This is a genomic window from Anaerohalosphaeraceae bacterium (assembly GCA_037479115.1).
Lineage (GTDB): Bacteria > Planctomycetota > Phycisphaerae > Sedimentisphaerales > Anaerohalosphaeraceae > JAHDQI01.
In genome coordinates this window covers 1-22,521 of record JBBFLK010000017.1, presented here as the reverse complement: position 1 = coordinate 22,521, position 22,521 = coordinate 1, and the positions used below count along the sequence as shown (strand labels likewise).

At 58.7% G+C, this 22,521-nt stretch carries 19 protein-coding genes; 10 read left to right on the top strand and 9 right to left on the bottom strand.

The window, feature by feature from the left end:
- Positions 1-17: 17 nt before the first annotated feature.
- The 5 genes from WHS88_09005 to WHS88_08985 are packed head-to-tail and all read left to right on the top strand — an operon-like array spanning position 18 to position 3,806.
- Positions 18-1,025 (top strand): RnfABCDGE type electron transport complex subunit D, encoded by a 1,008-nt coding sequence (locus tag WHS88_09005; GenBank protein MEJ5260313.1) that lies wholly within the window; start codon positions 18-20, stop codon positions 1,023-1,025.
- A complete protein-coding gene (locus WHS88_09000; protein MEJ5260312.1) occupies positions 1,018-1,638 on the top strand; it encodes an FMN-binding protein in 621 nt (206 codons plus the stop codon). The genes WHS88_09005 and WHS88_09000 overlap by 8 nt, the downstream gene beginning before the upstream one ends.
- Positions 1,639-1,640: 2 nt before the next feature.
- A complete protein-coding gene (gene rsxE / locus WHS88_08995; GenBank protein ID MEJ5260311.1) occupies positions 1,641-2,273 on the top strand; it encodes an electron transport complex subunit RsxE in 633 nt (210 codons plus the stop codon).
- A 17-nt stretch (positions 2,274-2,290) separates the two neighbouring features.
- On the top strand, positions 2,291-2,881 hold the full coding sequence (locus WHS88_08990; GenBank protein ID MEJ5260310.1) for an RnfABCDGE type electron transport complex subunit A: 591 nt from the start codon (positions 2,291-2,293) through the stop codon (positions 2,879-2,881).
- Positions 2,882-2,927: 46 nt separating this feature from the next.
- On the top strand, positions 2,928-3,806 hold the full coding sequence (locus WHS88_08985; GenBank protein ID MEJ5260309.1) for an RnfABCDGE type electron transport complex subunit B: 879 nt from the start codon (positions 2,928-2,930) through the stop codon (positions 3,804-3,806).
- 216 nt (positions 3,807-4,022) lie between these two features.
- On the opposite strand, the gene WHS88_08980 is transcribed toward WHS88_08985, so the two are convergent.
- On the bottom strand, positions 4,023-5,078 hold the full coding sequence (locus WHS88_08980; protein MEJ5260308.1) for a DUF4056 domain-containing protein: 1,056 nt from the start codon (positions 5,076-5,078) through the stop codon (positions 4,023-4,025).
- 151 nt (positions 5,079-5,229) lie between these two features.
- Between WHS88_08980 and WHS88_08975 the strand changes: the two genes are divergently transcribed.
- Genes WHS88_08975 through WHS88_08960 form a run of 4 tightly spaced genes read left to right on the top strand, consistent with a single transcriptional unit; the run spans position 5,230 to position 10,640 of the window.
- On the top strand, positions 5,230-6,213 hold the full coding sequence (locus WHS88_08975) for a glycosyltransferase family 2 protein (GenBank protein MEJ5260307.1): 984 nt from the start codon (positions 5,230-5,232) through the stop codon (positions 6,211-6,213).
- Positions 6,214-6,218: 5 nt separating this feature from the next.
- Entirely contained in the window at positions 6,219-8,342 is a 2,124-nt protein-coding gene (locus WHS88_08970) for a hypothetical protein (protein MEJ5260306.1), read from the top strand.
- Positions 8,343-8,367: 25 nt separating this feature from the next.
- On the top strand, positions 8,368-9,513 hold the full coding sequence (locus WHS88_08965) for a glycosyltransferase family 4 protein (GenBank protein ID MEJ5260305.1): 1,146 nt from the start codon (positions 8,368-8,370) through the stop codon (positions 9,511-9,513).
- Complete coding sequence (locus WHS88_08960) at positions 9,510-10,640, top strand: glycosyltransferase family 4 protein (GenBank protein ID MEJ5260304.1); 1,131 nt, start codon at positions 9,510-9,512, stop codon at positions 10,638-10,640. The genes WHS88_08965 and WHS88_08960 overlap by 4 nt, the downstream gene beginning before the upstream one ends.
- Here the strand turns inward: WHS88_08960 and WHS88_08955 are convergent.
- From WHS88_08955 to uvrA, 7 genes are all read right to left on the bottom strand, one after another.
- Positions 10,634-11,680, bottom strand: coding sequence for a glycosyltransferase family 4 protein (locus tag WHS88_08955; protein ID MEJ5260303.1), 1,047 nt, complete (start codon positions 11,678-11,680; stop codon positions 10,634-10,636). The two genes, WHS88_08960 and WHS88_08955, sit on opposite strands and share 7 nt — an antisense overlap.
- 6 nt (positions 11,681-11,686) lie before the next feature.
- Positions 11,687-12,673 carry a glycosyltransferase family A protein gene (locus WHS88_08950; protein ID MEJ5260302.1) on the bottom strand — a complete coding sequence of 329 codons (987 nt, stop codon included), beginning with the start codon at positions 12,671-12,673 and terminating at the stop codon, positions 11,687-11,689.
- Positions 12,670-13,695 carry a glycosyltransferase family 2 protein gene (locus WHS88_08945; protein MEJ5260301.1) on the bottom strand — a complete coding sequence of 342 codons (1,026 nt, stop codon included), beginning with the start codon at positions 13,693-13,695 and terminating at the stop codon, positions 12,670-12,672. Before WHS88_08945 ends, WHS88_08950 begins: the two co-directional genes overlap by 4 nt.
- Positions 13,692-14,738: a glycosyltransferase family 2 protein gene (locus WHS88_08940; protein ID MEJ5260300.1), complete on the bottom strand. Its 1,047-nt coding sequence runs from the start codon at positions 14,736-14,738 to the stop codon at positions 13,692-13,694. Before WHS88_08940 ends, WHS88_08945 begins: the two co-directional genes overlap by 4 nt.
- 6 nt (positions 14,739-14,744) lie before the next feature.
- Positions 14,745-16,976, bottom strand: a complete 2,232-nt coding sequence (locus tag WHS88_08935) for a site-2 protease family protein (GenBank protein MEJ5260299.1) — start codon at positions 16,974-16,976, stop codon at positions 14,745-14,747.
- A gap of 2 nt (positions 16,977-16,978) precedes the next feature.
- The gene (locus WHS88_08930; GenBank protein MEJ5260298.1) at positions 16,979-18,163 is read right to left on the bottom strand and encodes a 1-deoxy-D-xylulose-5-phosphate reductoisomerase; all 1,185 of its coding nucleotides are present in this window, start codon (positions 18,161-18,163) and stop codon (positions 16,979-16,981) included.
- Between the two features lie 109 nt (positions 18,164-18,272).
- On the bottom strand, positions 18,273-21,134 hold the full coding sequence (uvrA, locus tag WHS88_08925) for an excinuclease ABC subunit UvrA (protein ID MEJ5260297.1): 2,862 nt from the start codon (positions 21,132-21,134) through the stop codon (positions 18,273-18,275).
- A 133-nt stretch (positions 21,135-21,267) separates the two neighbouring features.
- Here uvrA and nfi point away from each other — a divergent pair, with 133 nt between their 5' ends.
- Entirely contained in the window at positions 21,268-21,942 is a 675-nt protein-coding gene (gene nfi / locus WHS88_08920) for a deoxyribonuclease V (protein ID MEJ5260296.1), read from the top strand.
- A gap of 307 nt (positions 21,943-22,249) precedes the next feature.
- Here the strand turns inward: nfi and WHS88_08915 are convergent.
- A partial coding sequence (locus WHS88_08915) for a hypothetical protein (protein MEJ5260295.1) occupies positions 22,250-22,521 on the bottom strand: 272 nt, incomplete at its 5' end.

Below are 22,521 nucleotides of genomic sequence, written 5' to 3'. Positions count from 1 at the left end.
ACGGGAACCAGAAAGCCATGTTAAGCCAAATTATTGTTTCACCGGCTCCGCATACGAGTCAGAATCTGACCACCCGCCGTGTCATGGCGGACGTGCTGATTGGACTGGTGCCGGCGATGCTGGCGGCGGCGGTGTTTTTCCGGCTTCACGCCGTGCTTGTGATAGCAGTTTGTGTGGCGGTTTGTCTGCTGAGCGAATGGGTCTGCAATCGCCTGCGCCGCAGGCCGAATTCGCTGGGGGATTTGAGTGCGGCGGTCACCGGGGTGATTTTGGCGCTGTCGCTGCCGCCGGCGGTGCCGCTGAGCGTGGCGGTCATCGGCAGCGTGTTTGCCATTGTGATTGTCAAGATGCTCTTTGGGGGGCTGGGAAATAACGTATTTAACCCGGCGATGGCGGCGCGGGCCTTTCTGACGGCTTCGTTCGGGGCGGCGATGACGACCTGGACGGTGCCGGCCACGCTGGATGCGGCGATGCCGACGGTGCAGGCGTCGAATGTAGAGGCTGTCACGCAGGCGACCCCGCTGGCCTGGAGCAAGATGGCGCTGAAGGGACAGGCAAAGGCCGAACAGGTGCACAGTCAGCTGAAGGCGGCGTTCTGGGGCCAGGTGGGCGGCTGCATCGGGGAAACCTCCGCGGCGGCGCTGCTGCTGGGCGGCCTGTATCTGCTGGTTCGCCGGACGATTACGTATCATATTCCGCTGGCGGTGCTGCTGTCGGCGGGGATTTTTGCCGGGGTCGGCTGGCTGTTTAAGCCCGAGGTGTTTGTCCGGCCCGATTTTCATCTGTTCGGCGGCGGGCTGATGCTGGGGGCCTTCTTTATCGCAACGGACCCGGTGACGGCTCCGCTTTCCGTTCGAGGCAAATGGATTTTCGGGGCGGGCGTCGGACTTTTGATTATGCTGATTCGCACGGCAGGAGAGTATCCGGAGGGCGTGATGTATGCCGTTCTGATTATGAATGCCTTCACGCCCCTGATTGACCGGCTCTGTCATACGGCGCCGGTGGGAGGCAAGCCCCGTGTCTAAACTGCGATTTTTTTGGGAACAAAGCTGGCTGCTGCTGGTTTCGTCGCTGATTTTCGGTGTGCTGCTGGCGATAGCCGATACCGCCTGGGCCCCGCGAATCGCCCGCAACGAGGTGGAAAAGTTTACGCGTCTGGCCGGCGGGATGCTCCCGGAGGCGAAACGGTTTGAGCCGATTGAATCCAAGATTCCTGTCGATGCGGGCAAAGGCAAGACGGTTCAGGTGGAAGTCTACCGGGCCGTGGATGATTCGGGGCGGCGCGTCGGCTGGGCGTTTGTGTGCGAAGGGTCGGGGTTTGCCGACAAGATTAAACTGGTGGTGGCGGCGGATGCCGGTTTTGAGAAGCTGGCGGGCTTCGGGGTGCTCAGCAGCAATGAGACGCCCGGCTTCGGGGATAAAATCACGATTCCCGGCGGGTTTTATCAGAAACAGTTTGTCGGAGCCCCGGCCCAGACATTGACGCTGGTCAAGACCGGCGATGCCGAGCGGATTGACAGCGAAATTGTGGCCATCAGCGGAGCGACGGTGACCAGCCAGGCGGTGGTGGATATTCTGAACCGGTATGTCTCGGCGGTGCGGACGGCGCTGCAGGAACAGGGTTTGCTGAGGAACTAAGCATGGCGGACAATCAGACCCATTTGACTCGGACGTTTCTGGCGGGGCTGTGGCAGGAAAACCCGGTGCTGCGGCTGCTGCTGGGGATGTGTCCGACGCTGGCGGTGACAACCAGCGTGCAGGCGGCCCTGACGATGGGGGCCAGCGTGATTTTTGTGCTGATCGGGTCCAATCTGGTGGTCAGTCTGATGCGCAATCTGCTCAAGCCGCATCTTCGGATTCTGATGTTTACACTGACGATAGCGACGTTTGTGACGATTGCGGATTTGTTTTTGAAGGCCTATCAGCCGGCGATGAGCGCCAAACTGGGGCCGTATATTCCGCTGATTATCGTCAACTGCATCATTATCTGCCGGGCGGAGGCCTGTGCCAGCAAGAACGGGCTGCTGGTCAGTCTGGCCGATGCCGTCGGGATGGGGCTGGGATTTACCGGCGCCCTGACCATCCTGGCGCTGATTCGGGAGCTGCTGGCGACCGGACAGATTGTTTTTGAGTTCGGGCACAAAGTGACCCTGCTGACTCTGCCGGAGGTGCCGCTGTTTCGTATGGCGGGAATGGCGATGCCCGTCGGGGCGTTTCTGACGCTGGGACTGATGCTGGGCGGCGTGAAACTCCTGACCGAAAAACGGGCCTGAATGAAGGGAGTGTTCTGATGCATACCTTTGAAACCCTGCTGCTCGGTTTTCTGGGGATTGTGATTGTCAACAATCTGGTCTTTACGAAGTTTCTGGGGATTTGTCCGTATCTGGGGGTTTCCGGGCGGATTGATATGGCGTTCGGGATGGGCTGTGCGGTGACCTTTGTGGTGACGCTGGCGGGGACGCTCACGTGGCTGATTGACCATCTGGTGCTGATGCCGTACGGGCTGGATGTGCTGCGGTATGTGTGCTTTATTCTGGTGATTGCCGGGGCCGTGCAGCTGGTGGAGATGTATGTGCGGAAGTTCTTTCCGGTGCTGTATGACAGTTTCGGGATTTTTCTGCCGCTGATTACGACCAACTGTGCGATTCTGGGCATGTGTCTGTTTATCAATTTGTGGGGGATTGACAATCTGCCGGAGGCGGTGGTGCTCAGCATCGGAGCGGGGTTGGGCTTTACGCTGGCCATCTGCATGATGGCGGGAATCCGGGAGAATCTGGAGCTGGCGGATGTGCCGCCGGTGCTTCGGGGGGCGCCGATTACGCTGATTACGGCGGGGCTGCTGACGCTGGCGTTTATGGGATTTGCCGGAATGATTCGGTAAGGCGTCGGCCGCCGGCGGATGGTTTGGAAATGACAGGAACGAATGTATGATAGCTGCAACGGGAATGCAGGTGATTGGGCTGTCGGCCCTGCTGCTGGCGGGGCTGGGGGTTGTGTTTGCCGCTGTGCTGCTGGCGGCCAGCATCAAACTGAAGGTGGCGACGGACCCGAAGGTTGAGCAGATTCACGCGGTGCTTCCGAAGGTGGACTGCGGGGCGTGCGGCTTTGCGGGCTGTGCCTCTTATGCCAAAGCCGTGGCGGCCGATGCGTCGCTGATCGGGCGCTGCTCGCCGGGCGGGGCGGCGACCTCGGCGAAGATTGCGGCGGTACTGAATCTTCAGATTTCTGAGGGGAGTGCTCCGAAGCGTCCGATTGTGCACTGCCGGGCGGTTCGGGAGGACAAGACGTTTTATGCCGCCTACCGAGGCATCGAGGGATGCACCAGTGCGAATGCCCAGCCGAATGTGCAGGCCTGTGCGTTCGGATGTCTGGGCTTCGGCGACTGTGTCCAGCGGTGCCGCTTTGACGCCCTTCATATTGTCAACGGCCTGGCGGTGGTGGATTATGACAAGTGCACCGGCTGCGGGGCCTGCGTGGCGGGCTGTCCGCGCGGTTTGATTGAGATGGTGCCTTTCACGCACGAGCCGATGCTCACGGTGGCCTGCAGCAGCCGGGAGAACGGCAAGACGACGCGGTCGATGTGTGCCGTCGGCTGCATCGGGTGCGGGCTTTGTGCCCGTCAAAGCGATTTGTTTGCGGTCAAGGACAATCTGGCCCGGATGGATTATGCCCGCTATCAGCCCAGTGAGGCGACGGAAACGGCCCGTCAAAAGTGCCCCACCAAAGTGATTGTCTTTCGGGGCAAAGGGGCCCCGGCGGATGAGAAGGTTTCCAAAACACCTGCCGCCGCCGGTGCAGCTTCCTGAAAAAAATTAGGACGGAAACGCAGAGTTTTTTAACTCAAGAAAATCAATTTTCTGCAGTGCACGGCGGCCATTCCAGACATACTCTGTTATTTATCAGTTGTTAATTGGAAACAAAAGTATATGATAATCTTATAGTGCAGTATAGGATTGTCATAGATTAAAAGGTGAATATAGGGGATTTGGGCAGGCAGGGAAGCACAGTTTTGAGCCGTTCATTTATCCGGAGGCGGATTTTCGACAGGTGAGGCTGGAACGGGGCTGGGCCTGGCTTCGGATTTCCTCCAGAAGCGGCGGGAAGTGCAGAGCCGGCCGGATAGGCATCTCGGGCTCAAGATTTAAGATGCGGTAGATTTTCCATCGTTCAGTTTCCACCGGATAAATCAGCAGGTCGGCCTCAAATCCTTCCGGTGTCGGAGAGGGCAGCAACGGGGCCGGCAGAGGCGAAGGGATGGCATCCGGGCAGATTCCGGGCACCAGCAGCGGGACGACGGGTCGAAAGCCGAGCCCGGTGGCAAAATTTCGTTTTTTCATTTCTACGAAGAAATAGAATCCGCCGCTGTACCATTTGCCTTCAATCTGACGGGCCGCTTCTCTGGCGACAGAGGCGGGCTGGACCTCCAGATGGGCCAGGGCACGCTGGAGCGCTTCGGTCATTCCTTTGTTGTAGGATTGTTTCGAACGAATCACGTGCCCGGCCAGAGAAATGCCGAGCAGGTCGGAGTACGTGTCCTCCCACGAGAAGGCGGAGATGTGTTCGGAGAAAATTCCGCTGGAGGCAAACCCGAACCAGGTAAGGATTTCGTGCCAGACCAGGCTCCAGTGCGTGAAGGTTTGCGCCATTCGCACGGATGCTTCAAAGGCAAGGGCCTTTTTCTTTTCTTCAGAAAAGGTATGCCAGCCGGGCGGATAGGCAATGAGGGCGGTATAGCGGGACGGTTCAATCACGCGATAGGAAACCTGCGTTTTTTCGTCCATTATGGCTTCGTAGAGCAGTCGCTGTAAATATAAAGTTCGGTCGGAGGCCTCCCGAACATGTCCGATGTCAATAAAGCCGCCCCGGCAGGTATAAACCATTCCGACCTTTTCCCTGCGTGGGGACTGATAATTGTGTTTGCCGAGCTGGTCCGGCTCCGGAAAATAGATTCCCCCCGGTGCTCCGAAAAACGAGCCCAGCCGGCTTCGCGGCCCTCCGGGCTGACCGCACCCGACGGCCAGGCACAAAGCCGGTGCAGCAAACCAAAACAGCCATCGTTGACATGTTTTATCGGACATCGCGATTTTTCGTTCAGGTTGAATATCTCTAAAATACAGCCTTGACCGGCAAAAAGCAAATCCGGCGCTGCAAAAAGCCGATAAAGCCAGGAAACAATAGACGGCAAAAACACTGGTTTCCCAAATGCGGAACAGGTATAATCGGCCCGATATGGAAGAGCGCACGTTGGATTTGTCGATTGTGATTCCGGTTTATAATGAGGAACCGAATCTGGAATCTCTCCATCGGGAGCTGGCTGCCGTTCTTTCCGGACTGGGGCTGACCTATGAGATTTTGGCCGTCGATGACGGAAGCACCGACCGGAGTTTTGAAATCCTCCAGGAGATTCAGAAAACGCAGCCCCATCTGCGGATTATCCGATTTCGGCGCAATTTCGGCCAGACAGCGGCGCTGAGTGCCGGCTTTACGTATGCGCGGGGACGGGTGATTATTCCGATGGATGCCGACGGGCAGAATGACCCGGCGGATATTCCGCGTCTGCTCAGCAAGCTGAATGAGGGCTATGACATTGTCTCCGGCTGGCGGAAAGAGCGCAAGGACAATACGGTTACGCGGACGCTGCCGAGCCGGATCGCCAATGGGCTCATCGGACGGATTACAGGGGTGCGGCTGCATGATTACGGCTGCACGCTGAAGGCCTATCGGGCGGAATCGCTCAAACACATTCGCCTCTATGGCGAGATGCATCGGTTCATTCCCGCTCTGGCCCGCTGGAGCGGCGAAAAGGTTGCCGAGATTGTCGTCAATCACCGGCCGCGGCTGCACGGAAAGACCAAGTACGGCCTGAACCGAATCTTCAAGGTTCTGCTGGATTTGATTACGATTAAATTTCTGTCTTCTTTTTCCACCAAGCCGATTTACGTGTTCGGGGGTCTGGGAATGATTTGTCTGCTCGGCTCGTTTGTCTGCGGTGCGGTGGTGCTGTATATGAAGCTGGTGCAGCAGTATTCGATGAACCGCAATCCGCTGCTGATTGTTTCGCTGATTCTGATGACGACGGCGGTTCAGTTTGTTCTGATGGGGCTTTTGGCGGAGATTCTGGTGCGGACCTATCATGAATCGCAGGACCGCCCGACCTATGTGATTGAACGGATTCTGGAGCCGACGGGGTCCGCCCAAGAGGTCAAGGGGTAAAGGCGATGCGGGCCGAACGGCGGAGGAAAACGGCGGCTGCGGCTGCCGGAGCAAAAACAGGCGGAAAAGGGCTGTATTTTGTTTCGCTCGCGGCAGGACTGCTGCCGGCGGTTTTGTTTTTTGCGGCGGGCAAGTATCTCGAATTTCGTCAGGATGACCCCTTTGACAGCGGGGCGTATGTCTATTCAGCGGCTCACCTTCTGCAGGGAGGACGGCTGGGGGTCGATGAAGTCCCGTCCGCTCAGCCCGGCACGCTGCTGGTCAATGTTCTGGGGGTTGCCTGTTTCGGGTTCAATGAAACCGGTCCGCAGGTTATTCAGACCCTGCTGCAGGGGCTGGCCCTGACGGCGATGTTTTGGGCGGTGCGTTTGCTGTACGGGACGACGGCGGCGATTTTTTCCGTGACGGCGGCGGCCGCTTATTTGTCCTCCCCGCATCTGGCCAAATTCGGCAACACCAAAGAGCAGTATATGATTGCGATGATGGTGCTGTCGGTGTGCCTGTGGATTTTTTATGAGCAGACCGGCCGGAAAGTCTGGCTGGTTCTGACGGGAGCGGCACTGATTTGGCCGTATTATTTTAAGGCAACGGGGCTGTCGGTCGATGCGGCCTTTGCGGTTTACTTTCTGGGGAGGGCATTGTGGGGGAAAATCGGATTTCGCCGTTTTCAGCAGGAACTGGGGCTGCTGCTGGCGGGGACGGCGGCGGGCCTTCTTCCGCTGGCGCTGTTTTTCTTCTGGCAGCGTCAGGCGGGCTGGCTGTGGAACAGTTTTCCTGTGCTGGTTTTGCGAACGGTTGTGTTGGCGGATGCGGCGGTTCTGGCGGTTTGGGGGATTCGGCGGACCTCTGTATTGCCGCGGGCGGCTGAGCTGTTCCGTCGGGTGCGTCCGTTCGTTTGGGCGGCGGGTCTTATTGCTATAACAGCTGCGGCGGCGGTTGGTTCGGTTCTGGTTTATCAGGCCGACGGCAGCGAGCCGAATGATGTGCGTTCGTATCTGCTGAATCTTGCTTTTGTGAAGATTTCTTTGGACAGCTGGTACTGGGTGTCCGGGCAGATTCGTTCGATTATTCGCTCCGTCGGGGCCGATGTGCCGTATGTGGTTGACAGCCGGCGGGTGTTTCCTCTTTCCCGGCAGACGCCGATTGTCCTGCGCTATTATGCCTCTGTGGGTCTGCCGATAGCCGCAGCGCTGGTTTCGCTGGGGGCGGCCCTGGTTCGGTTTCTTGTGAAACTCCGCAAGGTGCGGCCGGTTCCGCTTCCGGAGCGAATCATCTGGCTGCTGGGGCTCTGGTGGCTGCTGGATACGGCGTTTGTGTGGATTAGTCCGCATTCGTATGAACAGTATTATCTGCCGCTGTGTGCCTCCGGGGCGATGACAGGGGCGTATGCTGTGTGGCTGTATGTTCGCCGGATGCGGCAAAGCACGTTTCGTCTTGTCTATTGGATAGGAGCGGCGGCGGCCGGGCTGGGAATGACGGCGATGGTCTGGCCGCTGGTGTTCGGCTATTCGAAGAGCCCCTATTCCGGGCAGCCCTATCAGGACCCCCGGACGGGGCAGCCGATACGCCAGCGCGGCTATGTGCAGGCCTTTCAGGAGCCGCAACAAATCGGGCTGTGGGAAAAAATCGGCGACTACATTCGAACGCATTCGAGTCCGCAGGACCGCATCTATGTCTGGGGGTGGTATCCGGGAATTTATGTGCGGGCGCAGCGGCTGGCCCCGACGCCCAGTGCGTTTGAGCAGGGGATGCATATTCTGCCGCCGGAGCGTCTGGCCGGGTTTGTTCTGCATCTGATCGAATGCTTTGAGAAGCAGCCGCCGGCCTTTCTGGTGGACAGCCGCAAGCGGCATTTTCCGTTTGACCGGCCGCCGCTGGAGCTGTGGCCGGTGATGCCAAGCCGACAGGCCGGACAGATGCCGGCATTTGTCCCGTCGGACCCGACGGTTCTCGGCACGTATGAACAATCCTGGCGGGCGTTTCTCGAAAGGCAGTTCGGGGCGGAGGAGGCCCGGCGGTTTGATGCGATGAAGCCCCTGCGGGACTATGTGATGACGCACTACCGGATTGTGCAGGAGGTTTCTTCGCCCTACAGTCATGTGCTGCTGGAGCGAAAAACGAAAGAGTAGTGCTGCAGGAGAGCCGGCGGACGGAATGAATATCCTGACGTTAAATTATGAATTTCCTCCTATCGGCGGCGGCGCCGCTCCGGTGACGCTGGAGCTGTGCCGTCAGTTTGTGCGGCTGGGCCACAGCACGGATGTGGTGACGATGCGGTTTGGGGATTTGCCGGTTTTGGACGAAATCGACGGCGTGAGGGTTTATCGGGTTCCGGCCTTTCGCCGCCGACCGGATTTGTGCCGGATTCCGGAGATGGCTTCGTATCTGGTCGGGGCTCGTCCGACCATTCGTCGGCTGCTCGGCGCAAATCGCTATGATGTGATTCATACGCATTTTATTTTTCCGACCGGCCCGCTGGGGGTTTGGGTGAAAAAAAAGACCGGCTGTCCGCTGGTGATAACCGCCCACGGAAGCGATGTGCCTGGACACAATCCCGACCGGTTCCGTTGGGCCCATCAGATTCTGCATCCGTTTTGGCGCCGGATTGTGCGGCGGGCTGATCAGCTGGTCAGCCCCAGCGGTTCGCTTCGGCATCTTCTGCAGCGGCACTGTCCGGAGGTCGATGTGCAGGTGATTCCGAACGGGATTGACAGCGGATTTTTCGGGCCGCCGGGGCCCAAGAAGGCGCAGATTCTTGCCTGCTGCCGTCTGCTGCCCGGCAAGGGCATTCAATATTTGATTGAAGCGGTGAAAAACACAGCGCTGGGCTGGCCGGTGCACATCGTCGGAGACGGCCCGTATCTGCCGACCCTGCGGGCCCTGGCCGAAGGGTCCAAAACTCCGATTTATTTTCACGGATGGCTGGACCGGCAGGAGAAGCGTTTTCAGGACTTGTATGCGTCCAGCTCGATCTTTGTTTTTCCTTCGGAGGCGGAGAACTTTCCGACGGTGCTGCTGGAGGCGATGTCGGCGGGCTGTGCGGTGATTACCTCGGATGCGGGGGGCTGTCCGGAGGCGGCCGGCGAGGCGGCTGTTTATGTCAGGCCCCGGGATGCGGAGGGACTGCGGGCGGCCCTGATGAAGCTGACGGCCGATGAGCCGCTTCGGCAGAGTCTTTCGCAGAAGGCGCGGCAGCGGGCGGCGGAGTTTTCCTGGCCGGGGATTGCTCGAAAATATCTGGAACTTTTTGAACGGCTGTGCCGCCGGTCCGACGGCGGCAGTCGGGAAAGGCGTTTGTGAAAACCGAAGAAGCGAATCTGTCCATTTGTTTTGTCTGTCCGAAGGCCTACGGTCTCTTTGACCCGTCGGTCAAGACCTATTACGGCGGGGCGGAAGTGGATTTGTATATGCTGGCGACGGAGCTGGCCAAGGACCCTGCTTTTTCGGTTTCGTTTATTTGTGCGGATTACGGGCAGCCCGCCGAGCAGGTACGGGAGAATGTGCGGCTTTTGACCGGTTTGGATTTTCGCCGCAATCCGGTCTGTTCGGCCTGGCGGCTGTGGCGGACTCTCAAGAAAGCCGATGCGCAGTTTTATATGCTCGAAACGGCCTCGCCGGGTGTGCCGCTGGTGTATGCTTTCTGCCGTGTGCACGGACGGCGGTTTCTGTACCGAACGGCCCATCAGTACGAATGTGACGGAACCTATCGGGCCGAGCATCCGGTGTTGGGGCGTCTGTTTTACCGGGTGCTGCGCAGGGCCGACTGTGTGTTTGTTCAGAATCGCCAGGACCAGGAGCAGCTCCGAAAGGCGGCGGGCGCCGAGTCTGTTGTGATGCCGAACGGACAGCGTCTGACGGAGCCGGCCGAACAGCAGAAGGCCTTTATCCTGTGGGTCGGCCGTTCGGCGGATTTCAAGCATCCGGAGCGGTTTGTGGAGCTGGCCCGGCATTTTCCGCAGGAATCGTTTGTGATGGTGTGCCGGCCGGCCACCGGTGATACGGAGTATGAAGCGCTGCGCCGGCAGGCCGAATCGACACCCAACCTGCGGTTCTATCCGGATGTCGATTTTTTTGAACTGGGGCGTTTTTTTGCCGGCGCCAAGGTTTTCGTGAATACCTCGGATGCCGAGGGCTTTCCGAATACGTTCATTCAGGCGGCGGCGGCCGGCACCGCTATTTTGTCCTGGCAGGTCAATCCGGACCAGTTTCTGACAAGCCGCCAGTGCGGTCTGGCCTGCGGCGGGTCGATGGAGCGGCTGGTCAAAGGGCTTGCCTTTTTGCTGGAGCGGCAGCGCTATCTGGAAATCGGGCAAAACGGGCTGGGGTATGTTCGGCGGCATCACAACATTTCGGAGCTGGCCGAACAGTACAAGAAGATTCTGCGGACCCTTGCCGCGGGTGCCGGCGGCAGGACGGCCGCTCAATGATGCGGCGGAGTTTTGCCGCTTCCGAGGACAAGACGGAAGATTTCCGCCAGACGTTCGGTGAGAATTTCAGTGGAGAAGAATTGTTCCACAACCCGTCGACCGGCCCGGCCCATGGCCTGCCGAAGGGAGGGATTCTGATAGAGGACTTCGAGGGCGTCGTACCATTCGTCCGGGGTTTGGGGGGCCAAGCCGACATCCCCTTTTTCGAGGACCTGGCGGTTCATTCCGACGGGAGAGACCACGGCGGGCAGACCCGCCGCCATGTACTGAAGCATTTTGAAACTGCATTTGCCTCGCGTCCAGGGGTCATCCGGAAGGGGCATCAGGCCGACCGTCATGCGGTGAAGCAGGCGGCTTTCGTCCACGGGGTTCCAGAAATGAAAGTCAATCCGTTCGGGTGCAATCAGGTCGGATTTCCAGGGTGCATTGGAAATCAGCATCAGGCGGCTGTCCGGGTGTGCATCCAGAAATCGCCGGAGAATCGGCTCAATGGGGCGCAGGTATTTGTAGTTGGAGCGCAGACCCGTCCAGCCGATGACAAACGGCTCGGGGGATTCGTCGGAAGCCGGCTTCGGTGTAAACCGCCGGGTGTCGATTCCGGTCGGAACAACGAAAATGCTTCGGCAGTAGCGGCTGTAGTAGTCGGCCAGGTAATCGTTGCCGGCAATGACGGCATCCATCCCGCGGGCGACCCAGGGCTGACCGAGGCGGCCCAGCGGCGGGCGAAGCCAAATCGCATCGTCCACATCGAGAATGCGGGGACGCTTCAGAAGCCGCTCAAAGGTGGCATAGCCCTGCACCAGCTCCCGGCTGAGCCAGATGAGGTCGGCCCGGCGGGATTGGAACAGGGCGGGGATTCGGGCGGCCATCTTAAATGGACTGGGCAGGCCGCAGCTTTCTCCCCAGCGGGGGATGTATTCCGTGACGGTGATGCCGAATCGGCTCAGGGGCTGGATGTACTGGCGGACGCGAAAGCGGGTGGAGGCGGTTTCCAGTCCGCCGGTCAGGGCAGCGATTTGGATGGGGGATTGAGCGGTCATAGCGGTTTATCCGGATAGAGGCGGCGGTTTGCGGACAACCCGTCGGCGAAGTCCCATCTTGCGGACAACAAAGGAAAGACTGCGGCAGCCGACGGCGGTCAGAGAAGGAAAGACGGTCAGCAGGGTATATTGCAGGCGGACGCCGATTGGCAGCAGGTCGGAAAAATCCTTCAGCAGGGTCCGAATCTGAGAGGCGTTTGCCGGCTCAAACAGCATTCCCCGCATCCACCTGCGGAGGAGAAAAACTGCCAGCGGACGAAAGGCATCCAGCCGATTCATCCGGGCGGCCGTTTCCAGATGCCGCTGAATCAGGAGCCGGGCTGCATCTGCGGCGGGATAGATGACGGACGTATGCCGGCCCGCTTCGAGGTGGTGAATGGCCAGCGGACGAGCCGTATAGCCGATTTGCGGATGTCTGTAGGCGATGCGGAGCCACAGGTCGAGGTCTTCAAACCGCCGCAGATCCGAAAAGCCGCCCGCCTCCTGAAGAACCGACCGGCGAATGAGCATCGTATCTGTGTGGCCGGTGAGGTCTTTGGGGTAGGTTTTCAGATAATCGGGGCTGATTTGTCCGCCGTTTAGGACGGCAAGAATCCGCTGTTCCGGGAGGGCGGGGGCCCGGCGTCCGTCCTGACAAAGGCATTCGATGTAGTTGCCGCAGGTCCATTGCAGCTGGGGATGCTTTTGCAGCTGTTCGGTCTGCAGGGCCAGTTTATCCGGCAGCCATTCGTCATCAGCGTCCAGAAAGGCAATCCATTCGCCCGATGCCGCCTGAATGCCGGCATTGCGTGCCGCACCGGGGCCTCGATTGTCCTGACGGATACAGCGGATTTTGTCTCCGAAGGCAGCGGCCACCTCTGCCGTTCGGTCGGTTGAGCCGTCATCCACCACAATGATTTCATCGGCCGGACGGCTCTGAGCCAGCACACTGTGAATCGCTCGGCTCAAATGCTGCTCATTGTTGTAAGCCGGAATGATGACACTGATATTCATAAGGGCTCCCGGGTTTGTTCCGGGTCTCGAATCGGTTTTCCCGTCAGCTTCCGCCAGAAGCGCTGAATCGGCGGTCGAATATACAATCCGCCGAACCGCTTGAAAAGCACCCAGTATTTCAGCAGCGGGCTGAAGGCAATCTGGACTCGGCAGAGCTGATAGAGGCCCTTGAACTGCCGGGCATTCGGGAAGCGCTCCAGCAGGTCTGCGGCGGTTTTTCGAAATCCGTTTCGGGCCTGATGATGGGCGGTGCGCAGCGCCAGATAACAAAGCACATCCTCCGCCAGCTTCTTTTTCTCCGGAGGGCACCAGTCCAGCAGCAGGGAGGGATTCCAAAGAATCGGGGCGACGGCCCGAGATATATCATTGGACAGGGCGCTGTCCTGCCGGTTGTGCCGTACGGAGACGGAGGGAAGAATCAGGAAGGGTTCATTAAAAACCAGCCGGGCAAGAAAGACGGTATCTTCGCCGAAGGTGCATTTGTTTTCCGTGTAGAAGCCGCCGTACTTGCGGGCGATGTCGGTGCGAAGAATGGTGGTGCCCACGTGGAAAAACATCATCAGGGCCTCGGCCAGCGGGGCGGGCTCACGGCCGGTGAGCTGATAGAGTCCGGGTTTGACGCCTCGGCGGAGCCAGTAACCGGTCATTTCAATCCGCCGCGGCCATTCTTCGTACATCGTGCCTGCAAAAGAGGCCGCCGGCTGGTTTTCGAGGGCTGCAATTCCGTTTTGCAGATAGTCGGGGTACCACTGGTCGTCGGCGTCCAGAAAAGCGATGTACGGGGCCTGAGCCGCTTCAATGCCCCGATTGCGGGCGGCGCCGGGGCCCTGATTGGCCTGGTGAATCAGAAGGATTCGGGAATCGTTCAGCTGCAGAACCCGCTGAGGTCCTTCGTCGGTCGAGCCGTCGTCAATGACAATCAGCCGCCAGTGCGGATAGGTCTGCTGCTGGACGGAGCGGACGGCCCGAAGAATCGTTCCTTCCTTGTTGTAAAGCGGAATGACCACATCCACCGGCTTCATTCGGCCTGATTCTCCCGACGTTTTTTCCAAGATTCCTTCCAGTGATTATACAGCGCCGCCGTCCGTGGGCAAAAGGAGGAGAGGTACAGTTTGCGGTAAGAAGAAGCGGAAAAGAGACTCCGATATTTGTTCAGGAGGAACCGGACCTGCTTTCCGTCGCCTTCCCGGAGGCGCTGTCCCAACCACCAGCCGAGCATGGCCGCCGCACAGGGGCGAAACGCTTCAAGCATTCCGGCCTGCTCGGCCAGTTCAAAATGCCGCCGGAGAAAGAGGTCTATATGGTCCGGCTGACGATGGGCCTTCAGGATGCTTCCTTCTGTGTCCAGATGATAGACCGCCAGCGGTTCGAAGACATATCCGAGCGGCTGGCGGAGATAGGCAATCCGCAGCCACAGGTCCACATCGTTAATTCGTTTTTGGCCGACCAGAAACAGCCCGGCCTTCTGCAAAAGGTCCCGCCGAATCAGCATGGTGTCCGTGCAGCCCATGGCGCTGTGCTGATGAGCGGAAAAGTAGCTGTCGAAAAAGGGCCGACCGTTCAGGACATTCAACAGGGCCTCTTGACGAGACCGCGGCAAATCGGGTGTTTGGCGATGTCCGCGCCGGCATCGGCAGCGGTAGAAATTGCCCGTGACCCAGTTGAGAAAAGGATAGTGCTGAAGCAGCCGGACCTGAAGGGCCAGTCGGTCGGGCAGCCATTCATCATCGGCATCGAGGAAGGCAATCCATTCGCCTGAAGCCGCCTGAATTCCCGCATTGCGGGCGGCGCTGGCGCCCTGATTGTCCTGACGGATATACCGGATGCGGCCGCCGTAGGATTGAACGGCTTGACGGGTGCCGTCGGCGGAGCCGTCATCCACGACGATAATCTCGCAGGGCGGGAGGGTTTGAGCCAAAACGCTGTCAATCGCCCGCCGAATCACTGTTTCGGCATTGTAAGCCGGAATGATGACGCTGATGCCGCCGACAGGGGCCGGAACGCTCCGAGCGGCTGTCTGCTCCGACGGCTGGTTCGGCTCCGGGCTGGCGTTTCGTTCGACCATTCGGCATCAGGAACCAAAAAAGATTCGATGAATGTCGTTGTAGGTAATCCACAAAAAGACGGCCAGCAGAAAGACCACACCGGCATAAGTTATCCCGGCCTGGATTTTTTCGGGGATGGGGCTGCCTTTGATTTTTTCAATCAGCAGAAAGAGAATGACGCCCCCGTCCACCACGGGAATCGGCAGCAGATTCATCACGGCGATGCAGGCACTGATGAGGCCCATAAAGTAAAGGAATTTGATGAAGGATTCCTGGGCGACCTGATAACTGATGGACAGAATGCCGACGGGGCCGCTCAGGGCGGAGGTCGGCACGTCGCGTGTGAACAATCCTTTGAGCGTCAGATAGGTCGTGGCGATGAAATACCAGGTTTTTTTGGCGCCCATGGCCACGGCTTTGGCGGGGTTGGAGGTTTTGACCGTTTCTTCCAGCAGCGTCAGCGGAATCGGACGAGTCGTCTCACTCCAGACGTGCATCAGGCCTTCAATGTTCGGAATCAGGAGAGCGGCGGAGCCGGCCTCGGTCTCTGAAAGCCGATAATCGATACCGATTTGCTGTCCGGTGTTGCGGCGAAAAATCTCCGCGATGTCATAGAAGTTTTTCACCGGCTGTCCGTCCACACGTTCAATTCGAGCCCCGCGCGGAATCGGCAGGGCATCCACGGAGACGGTGTCGATGCTCTGGGCTACGACCGGATTGTTCATATCAAACCGCAGTGAGATGCCCAGCCACAGCCGGTTTTTGGTCCCCGGCTGAATCGAGGGCTGAACGGCAAGGTCCACCAGCCGGCTTTGTCCGTCCGAGTCAGTTCGAAGCACCTTGACCGAAAGAGTTTTGTCTTTGTGATTCTCGACGGCCTGCCTGTATTCCGTGAAGGCAGGGAAGGGAATGTCGGCAATTTGGACCAGAATGTCTCCCGATTTGAACGGATTCGGAAGGGGGCTGACTTGCGTCGGTCTGCGAAGAACGGCGGCGGAGAACCAGCGGCGGAACCGCTTTACAATGCCTTCCGAGACGGACTGTTCAAAAACCTGATTGACCTGCAGTCGCGGGACAAGCGAATAAAAGTTGGCCAGGTCATGCTCTTTGCGGAAATTCGGATAGAGGATTTTCGGTTCGAGGGGAATGGCGACGGTGGTTAGCGGTTCGCCGGGTTTGGCGCCTTTTCGTTGGACCGTGAGGTTCACTTCGGGCTTGACGGAGCGTCGGATGGCTTCTTTGAGTTCCCAGGAGGTTTTAACGCTCCTGCCGTCCACGGCCAGAATCATATCGCCGGGCTTCAGTCCTGTTTCGGCCAGCTGTTGGAGATACCCCGGGTCGTTCCAGTCGGGAATCTCGAGGGTCGTGGCCGGTTCAATCCCGAATTGCCGTAATCCCTGTGTGTCGGCGGCGGCGAATTCCGATACGGCTTTGAGCCGTTCGACTCGGCCGTCCGGATGGCGCACGGTGAAGGTGGTTGTTTCACCTTTGGGGCCCAAAGCGGCGGCCAGCGAAATCATTGAAAAATCGACAAAATCATCCACAAAGGATTTGCCGTTGATGGCAATGATGCGGTCTCCCGGTCTGAATCCGGCGGCTTCAGCGGGGGAATTGGGGACAACCCCTCCGACAACAGCAGGCTGCTGGTCAAGACCGTGCAGGTACAGACCCATAAAAAGAATCACAGCGCTGAGAACATTGAAAAGGACGCCGGCGGCTACCACGCAAATGCGGATCCAGATGGGGCGGTTGGCAAAGGAGCGCGGGTCATCGGTTTTTTCCGCTGTTCCGGAGTCGGACTGACCGAGCATCTTGACAAAGCCGCCGAAGGGAATCAGGCCCAGCCAGTATTCCGTTTCAGAGTCGCCTTCCTGCAGAACCTCTTCGCTGTTTTTTCGGGGAAAGAGACGTACGCGAAATCCTTTTTTGAGTTTCCGTATTGAAAGAACCGTCGGCGGAAACCCGATGGAAAAGGCCTCGACTTTGATGCCGCCGAGTTTGGCAACCAGAAAATGGCCTAATTCGTGGACGAAAATGACGCCGCCGAACCCGAGCAGGACCAGGGCCGTCGTGCCGGCGATGCCGGGGGCACGCAGGATAAAGGCGATGACGGCGGCTACAAGAGCCAGCGCCGCAGCCAGGTCCAGCAGCTTGCTTAGACGGCTTTGCGGCGGCTGCGGAGACCCCTTCGTCTCTCCGGAAGGGGCGGGTGCAGCCGAATCGGACGGTTCAGGAATAGAAAGCGGTTGGTCAGTCATTCTCATTTTTCCTTTTGAGAAGTCAGTATGGTTCTGGGTTCAAGATTCCGATGAACCTCCTGTCGGGCCCAGCGGTCGATTTCGAGGAGGGCCTCCAGGGACAGACAGGTCTGGACGGAATGATTCTGAAGACACTGTTCAATCAGTTCGATAATTCTGCCGAAGCGGATTCTGCCTTCGAGAAAAGCGGCGACGGCTTCTTCATTGGCGGCGTTGAAAACCACCGGTGCCGAGCCGCCCATCCGGGCCGCCTCGTAGCCGATTGCCAGAGCTCGAAATCGGTTCAGGTCCGGTGCCTCAAAGGTGAGGCGGCCGAGCGTTTCCAGCTGGAGGCCTTTCGAAAGCCCCGGCCTTCGGTGCGGATAGGTGAGGGCGTACTGAATCGGAGTTTTCATATCCGGCGTGCCCATCTGGGCGATTACGGAGCCGTCGATAAATTCCACCATGGAATGGACGACCGATTCCGGATGAATCAGCACATCAATTTTGTCCACGGGCAGACCGAACAGCCATCGGGCCTCCATGACCTCCAGGGCCTTGTTGACCATCGTGGCCGAATCGACGGTAATTTTGGGTCCCATCCGCCAGGTCGGATGCGCCAGGGCCTGGGCGGCGGTTGCCTGCTCGATGTCTTCCGGCCGGCTGCGCAGGAAGGGCCCGCCCGAGGCGGTCAGGACAATCCGGCGGACTTCCTCCGGCCGTCCCGCCTGAAGGGCCTGGAAGACGGCGGAATGTTCGCTGTCAATCGGCAGGATTTCGGCGCCGCCGGCGGCGGCCTGGCGGGTGAGCAGTTCGCCGGCTATCACCAGCGGCTCTTTGTTGGCAATCGCCAGGCGTTTTCCTGTTTGGGCGGCGGCCAGCAGGGCCGGCAGTCCCGCCGCCCCGACCACGGCACAGAGGATAATATCGATGTCGTCCCGCGAGGCAATTTCGGTAAGGGCTTCGGGCCCGAAGAGAAGTTTTCCACGGAAGCCGTTCAGAGACGGGCTGTGTCCGGACGAAAAATCCGGATGGGTGACGGCGGCGATTTTGGGCTGAAAGCGGCGGACCTGCTCGGCCAGAAGGTCAATTCGGCTGTGGGCGGTCAGCGCAGCTACTTCGTACTCCGGTCCCAGTGCCCCCAGCACCTGCAGGGCATTCTGGCCGATGGAGCCGGTCGAACCTAAAATCGCAACACGTTTACCCATAAACCAATCAGTATCTCAAAATATACGAATCCCGTCAAGAAAAGGTCCTGTCTTTATCCGACAAAACAGGGAATATGGGTCGGATATGGCTGTTTTGAAGAGAACATTTTCACTTTCCTATACCTTCTTCGGCCAGTTTCTCCCGCAGGTATCGGGCGGTGTAGGAGTGGTTGTTTTCAATAATTTTTTCCGGAGTTCCGGCGGCGATGACACGTCCGCCTTCCTCACCGCCTTCGGGGCCTAAATCGATGATATAGTCGGCCATTTTGATGACATCCAGGTTGTGTTCAATGACGATGACGGTATTGCCCATATCGGTCAGACGCCGCAGCACGGTCATCAGGTTGTCAATGTCGGCAAAATGCAGACCGGTGGTGGGTTCGTCGAGGATATAAAGGGTATGTCCGGTGCCGGGTTTTCCCAGTTCGGCAGCCAGCTTGACCCGCTGGGCTTCGCCGCCGGACATCGTGGTCGAAGACTGCCCGAGGGTCATATACCCCAGCCCGACATCGCACAGGGCCTTGATAAGCCGGAGAATCTTGGGGAAATTGGCAAAAAACTGCCGGGATTCATCAATCCGCATATCCAGAACATCGGCAATGTTCTTGCCTTTGTAGGTAATCTGGAGGGTTTCGGGATTGTAGCGTTTTCCCTTGCATTCCTGACAGGTGACGTACACATCCGGCAGGAAGTGCATTTCAATCCGGCGGGTCCCCTGGCCCTGACAGAATTCGCAGCGTCCGCCTTTGACGTTGAAGCTGAAGCGGCCGGGTTTGTAGCCGCGAATGCGGGCCTCGCGGGTCATCGCAAACAGCTGGCGGATTAAATCGAACACGCCTGTGTAAGTAGCCGGGTTGCTGCGGGGCGTGCGTCCAATCGGGGTTTGGTCAATTTCGATGACCTTGTCGATATTGGCGATGCCGAGGATGTTTTTGTGTTTGCCCGGTTTTTCGCGGGAGCCGTAGAGCCGGCGTTTGAGCCCCTTTAGGAGGATTTCGGTAATCAGGGTGCTTTTGCCGGAGCCGGAAACGCCGGTCACGCAGGTGAGCACACCCAGCGGAAATTTGACGTCGATATTTTTCAGATTGTGTTCGGCGGCTCCGCGGACTTCGATGCAGTAAGACATTTTGACTTTGTGCCGGCGCGGGGGCATTTCGATGCGTTTGGCGCCGCTGAGGTACTGGCCGGTGATGGACTGCGGGCATCGGCAGACGTCTTCCAGCGAGCCGGCGACCACGACTTCGCCGCCGTGGCTTCCGGCGGCCGGCCCGATGTCGATAATGTAGTCGGCCTGGCGGATGACCTCTTCATCGTGTTCGACGACCAGCACGGTGTTGCCGATGTCGCGCAGGCGTTTGAGGATATTCAGGAGCCGGTCGTTGTCGCGCCGGTGCAGGCCGATGGTCGGTTCATCGAGGACATAGCAGCAGCCGACCAGCCCGCTGCCGACCTGCGTGGCCAGGCGAATCCGCTGGGCTTCGCCGCCGGAGAGCGTGCGGCTGGTGCGGTCTAACGTCAGATAGCCCAACCCGACATCAATCAGGAATTGGAGCCGGGCGCGGATTTCCTTCAGGGGCTGTTCGGCGATGACGGCCTGTTCGGGGTTCAGCGGCAGTTCAGAAAAAAACTTCTGGGCGGCCTGCACGGTCATTTCGGTGATTTGGCTGATGTTTTTGCCGCAGATGGTGACGGCGGAGGCCTCCGGACGCAGCCGTGTTCCTTTGCAGGCCTGACAGGGCGTTTCGGACAGATAGCCGTGCAGGCGGGCCTTGACGTATTCGCTGGTGGTGTTTTCCCAGCGTCTGCGGAGATTGGGAATGACGCCTTCGAAGGCCATTCCGTATTGGGCCTCGTCTTCAGGGGTGGTTCCGTACAGGAGAATCTGCCGAATCGGCGCGGGCAGATTGCTGTAGGGCTCGCTTTTGCTGATGCCGAACTGGCGGCAGAAGCGGTTGATGAGCCGATTGTAGTAAATGTTCATCCGTTTGCCGCCCTTGCGCCAGGCCTCGACGGCGCCGTTTTCGAGCGAGACGCTTTTATCCGGCACGATGAGGTCCGGGTCAAACTCGAGGATGGTTCCCAGTCCGTCGCAGGCCGGACAGGCGCCGTAGGGACTGTTGAAACTGAACAGACGGGGGCTCAGTTCCGGCAGAGAGGCCTCCGGATGTTCGGGGCAGGCGAATTTTTCGCTGTAGAGGACGTCGCGCCACTGGCCGTCGCCGCCGTTGTCTTTTTTCTCTTCGGGCGTCTGCACCATCACCAGCACGAGCCCGTCTCCGATTTTCAGGGCGGTTTCGATGGAGTCGGCCAGCCGGATGCGGATGTTGTCTTTTAGAATCAGCCGGTCCACAACAGCGGCGATGTCGTGTTTTTTGTTCTTGTCCAGTTTGGGGATGTTTTTGATGTCATAGATGACGCCGTCCACCCGGGCCCGGACAAAACCGTCCCGCTGAATCTGGGCGAAGATGTCCCGGTGTTCTCCTTTTTGTCCGCGAACAATCGGGGCGCAAATCTGAATGCGGGTATTCTCCGGCAGAGACAGGATGGAATCGACAATTTGGGTGGCGTGCTGCGACTGAATCGGCCGGCCGCATTTCCAGCAGTGGGGCTGTCCGATGCGGGCAAACAGGAGGCGGCAGTAGTCGTAGATTTCCGTCGTGGTCGCCACGGTCGAGCGGGGATTGCTGGAGGCGCTTCGCTGTTCGATGGCAATGGTGGGGGGCAGCCCCTCGATGTGCTCGACGTGGGGCTTCTGCATCTGTTCGAGGAACTGGCGGGCGTAGGCGCTGAGGGATTCGACGTATTTGCGCTGGCCTTCTGCGTAGATGGTGTCGAAGGCCAGCGAACTTTTTCCCGAACCGCTCAGGCCGGTAATGACAACCAGTTTGTCGCGGGGAATATCGACGTTGATGTTTTTGAGGTTATGTTCAGCCGCACCGCGGATGCGGATGTATTTCTGCGAATCATTCATTGTTGTCAAACCTGTTTTGAGGTTGATGTTCTCTTATCTCCATTTAAAGAGAATACGCCAAACCTACCATTGTACCGAAAAAAGCGGCCGTGTACAATAGCCGGAGGAGTTTTTTGCAGGATGCAATAACGCTGTGCAAATCAAACACTTACATTCGTGGCAGGTCAGCCCGAAAGAGGCCGCATTGATTCAGAGCCGACTGGCCGGTCAGGTACAGTTTTGCCCGCTTCCTAAATCCATCCGAACGGTTGCCGGCCTGGATTGTGCTTTCAGCGCGGATGGGCTGCAGATTGCGGCGGTGATGGTGGTGCTGTCGTTTCCGCAGCTGGAGGTGCTGGAGGTTGCAGAGGCCCGGGACAGAGTGCGTTTTCCGTATGTGCCGGGTCTTCTTTCGTTTCGCGAAGCGCCGGTCTGTCTGAAGGCCGCTGAAAAACTCAAAAACCGGCCGGATGTGTTTCTTATCGATGGACAGGGTGTTGCTCATCCCCGACGGCTTGGGCTGGCCTCGCATCTGGGGCTGTGTCTGGATGCTCCGGCCATCGGGTGTGCCAAAAGCCGCCTGTGCGGAGTGTATGAAGAACCCAAAACAGAAAAGGGTTGCTGGAGCCCGCTGTGGGTGGATGGTCAAACCGCGGGGGCTGTGGTGCGGACTCGCAGGGGCATAAAACCGCTGTTTGTTTCCGTCGGGCATCGGGCGGTTCTGGAGGAGGCGGTTGGATTTGTGCTGGCCTGCTGCCGGCGATACCGCCTGCCGGAGCCGACGCGCCTGGCCCACCAGAAAGTGAGCCTGCTGAAGAAACAGCTTTAAATCAGCATCCGGCGTCCAGCGGCCAGCAGCCAGTTATCAGTTATCAGTTATCAGTGAGCAGTTATCCTGTAAATTCCTTTGCTCTCTGCCTTTGCTTTTTTTCGAATCTGTGAAATCTGCGCAATTTGGAGTTAATTGTTTCGGATTTCGAGATTCGGATTTCGGATTTTTCCGGCCGCTGGATTCCCGCCTTCCTCCTTCGCTGAAAGCTTCGGAGGGCAGGTCGCGGGAAAGACTGGATTCCCGCCTTCGCGGGAATGACGGTGGCCTTCGCGGGAAGGACAAGTGCAGGCCAAAATCTATTCTGTCAATTTGCGCGAAATCTCGTTGAGAAAAATAGCCCCGGGCGAAAGTCCGCAGCTAATTCCTGCACGCGAAATAGCCCCGGGCGCCAGCCCGGGGGAAAGGGAATGGCGCTTCGTTTTTCTTTTTCCCCGCCCTTGCGGGCGGGGCTATTCGATGCTGCCCGTTTTCGTTTTTCGGTGAAGCTTCGGAGGGCAGGTCGCGGGAAAGACTGGATTCCCGCCTTCGCGGGAATGACGGTGGCCTGCGCGGGAAGGACAAGTGCAGGCCAAAATC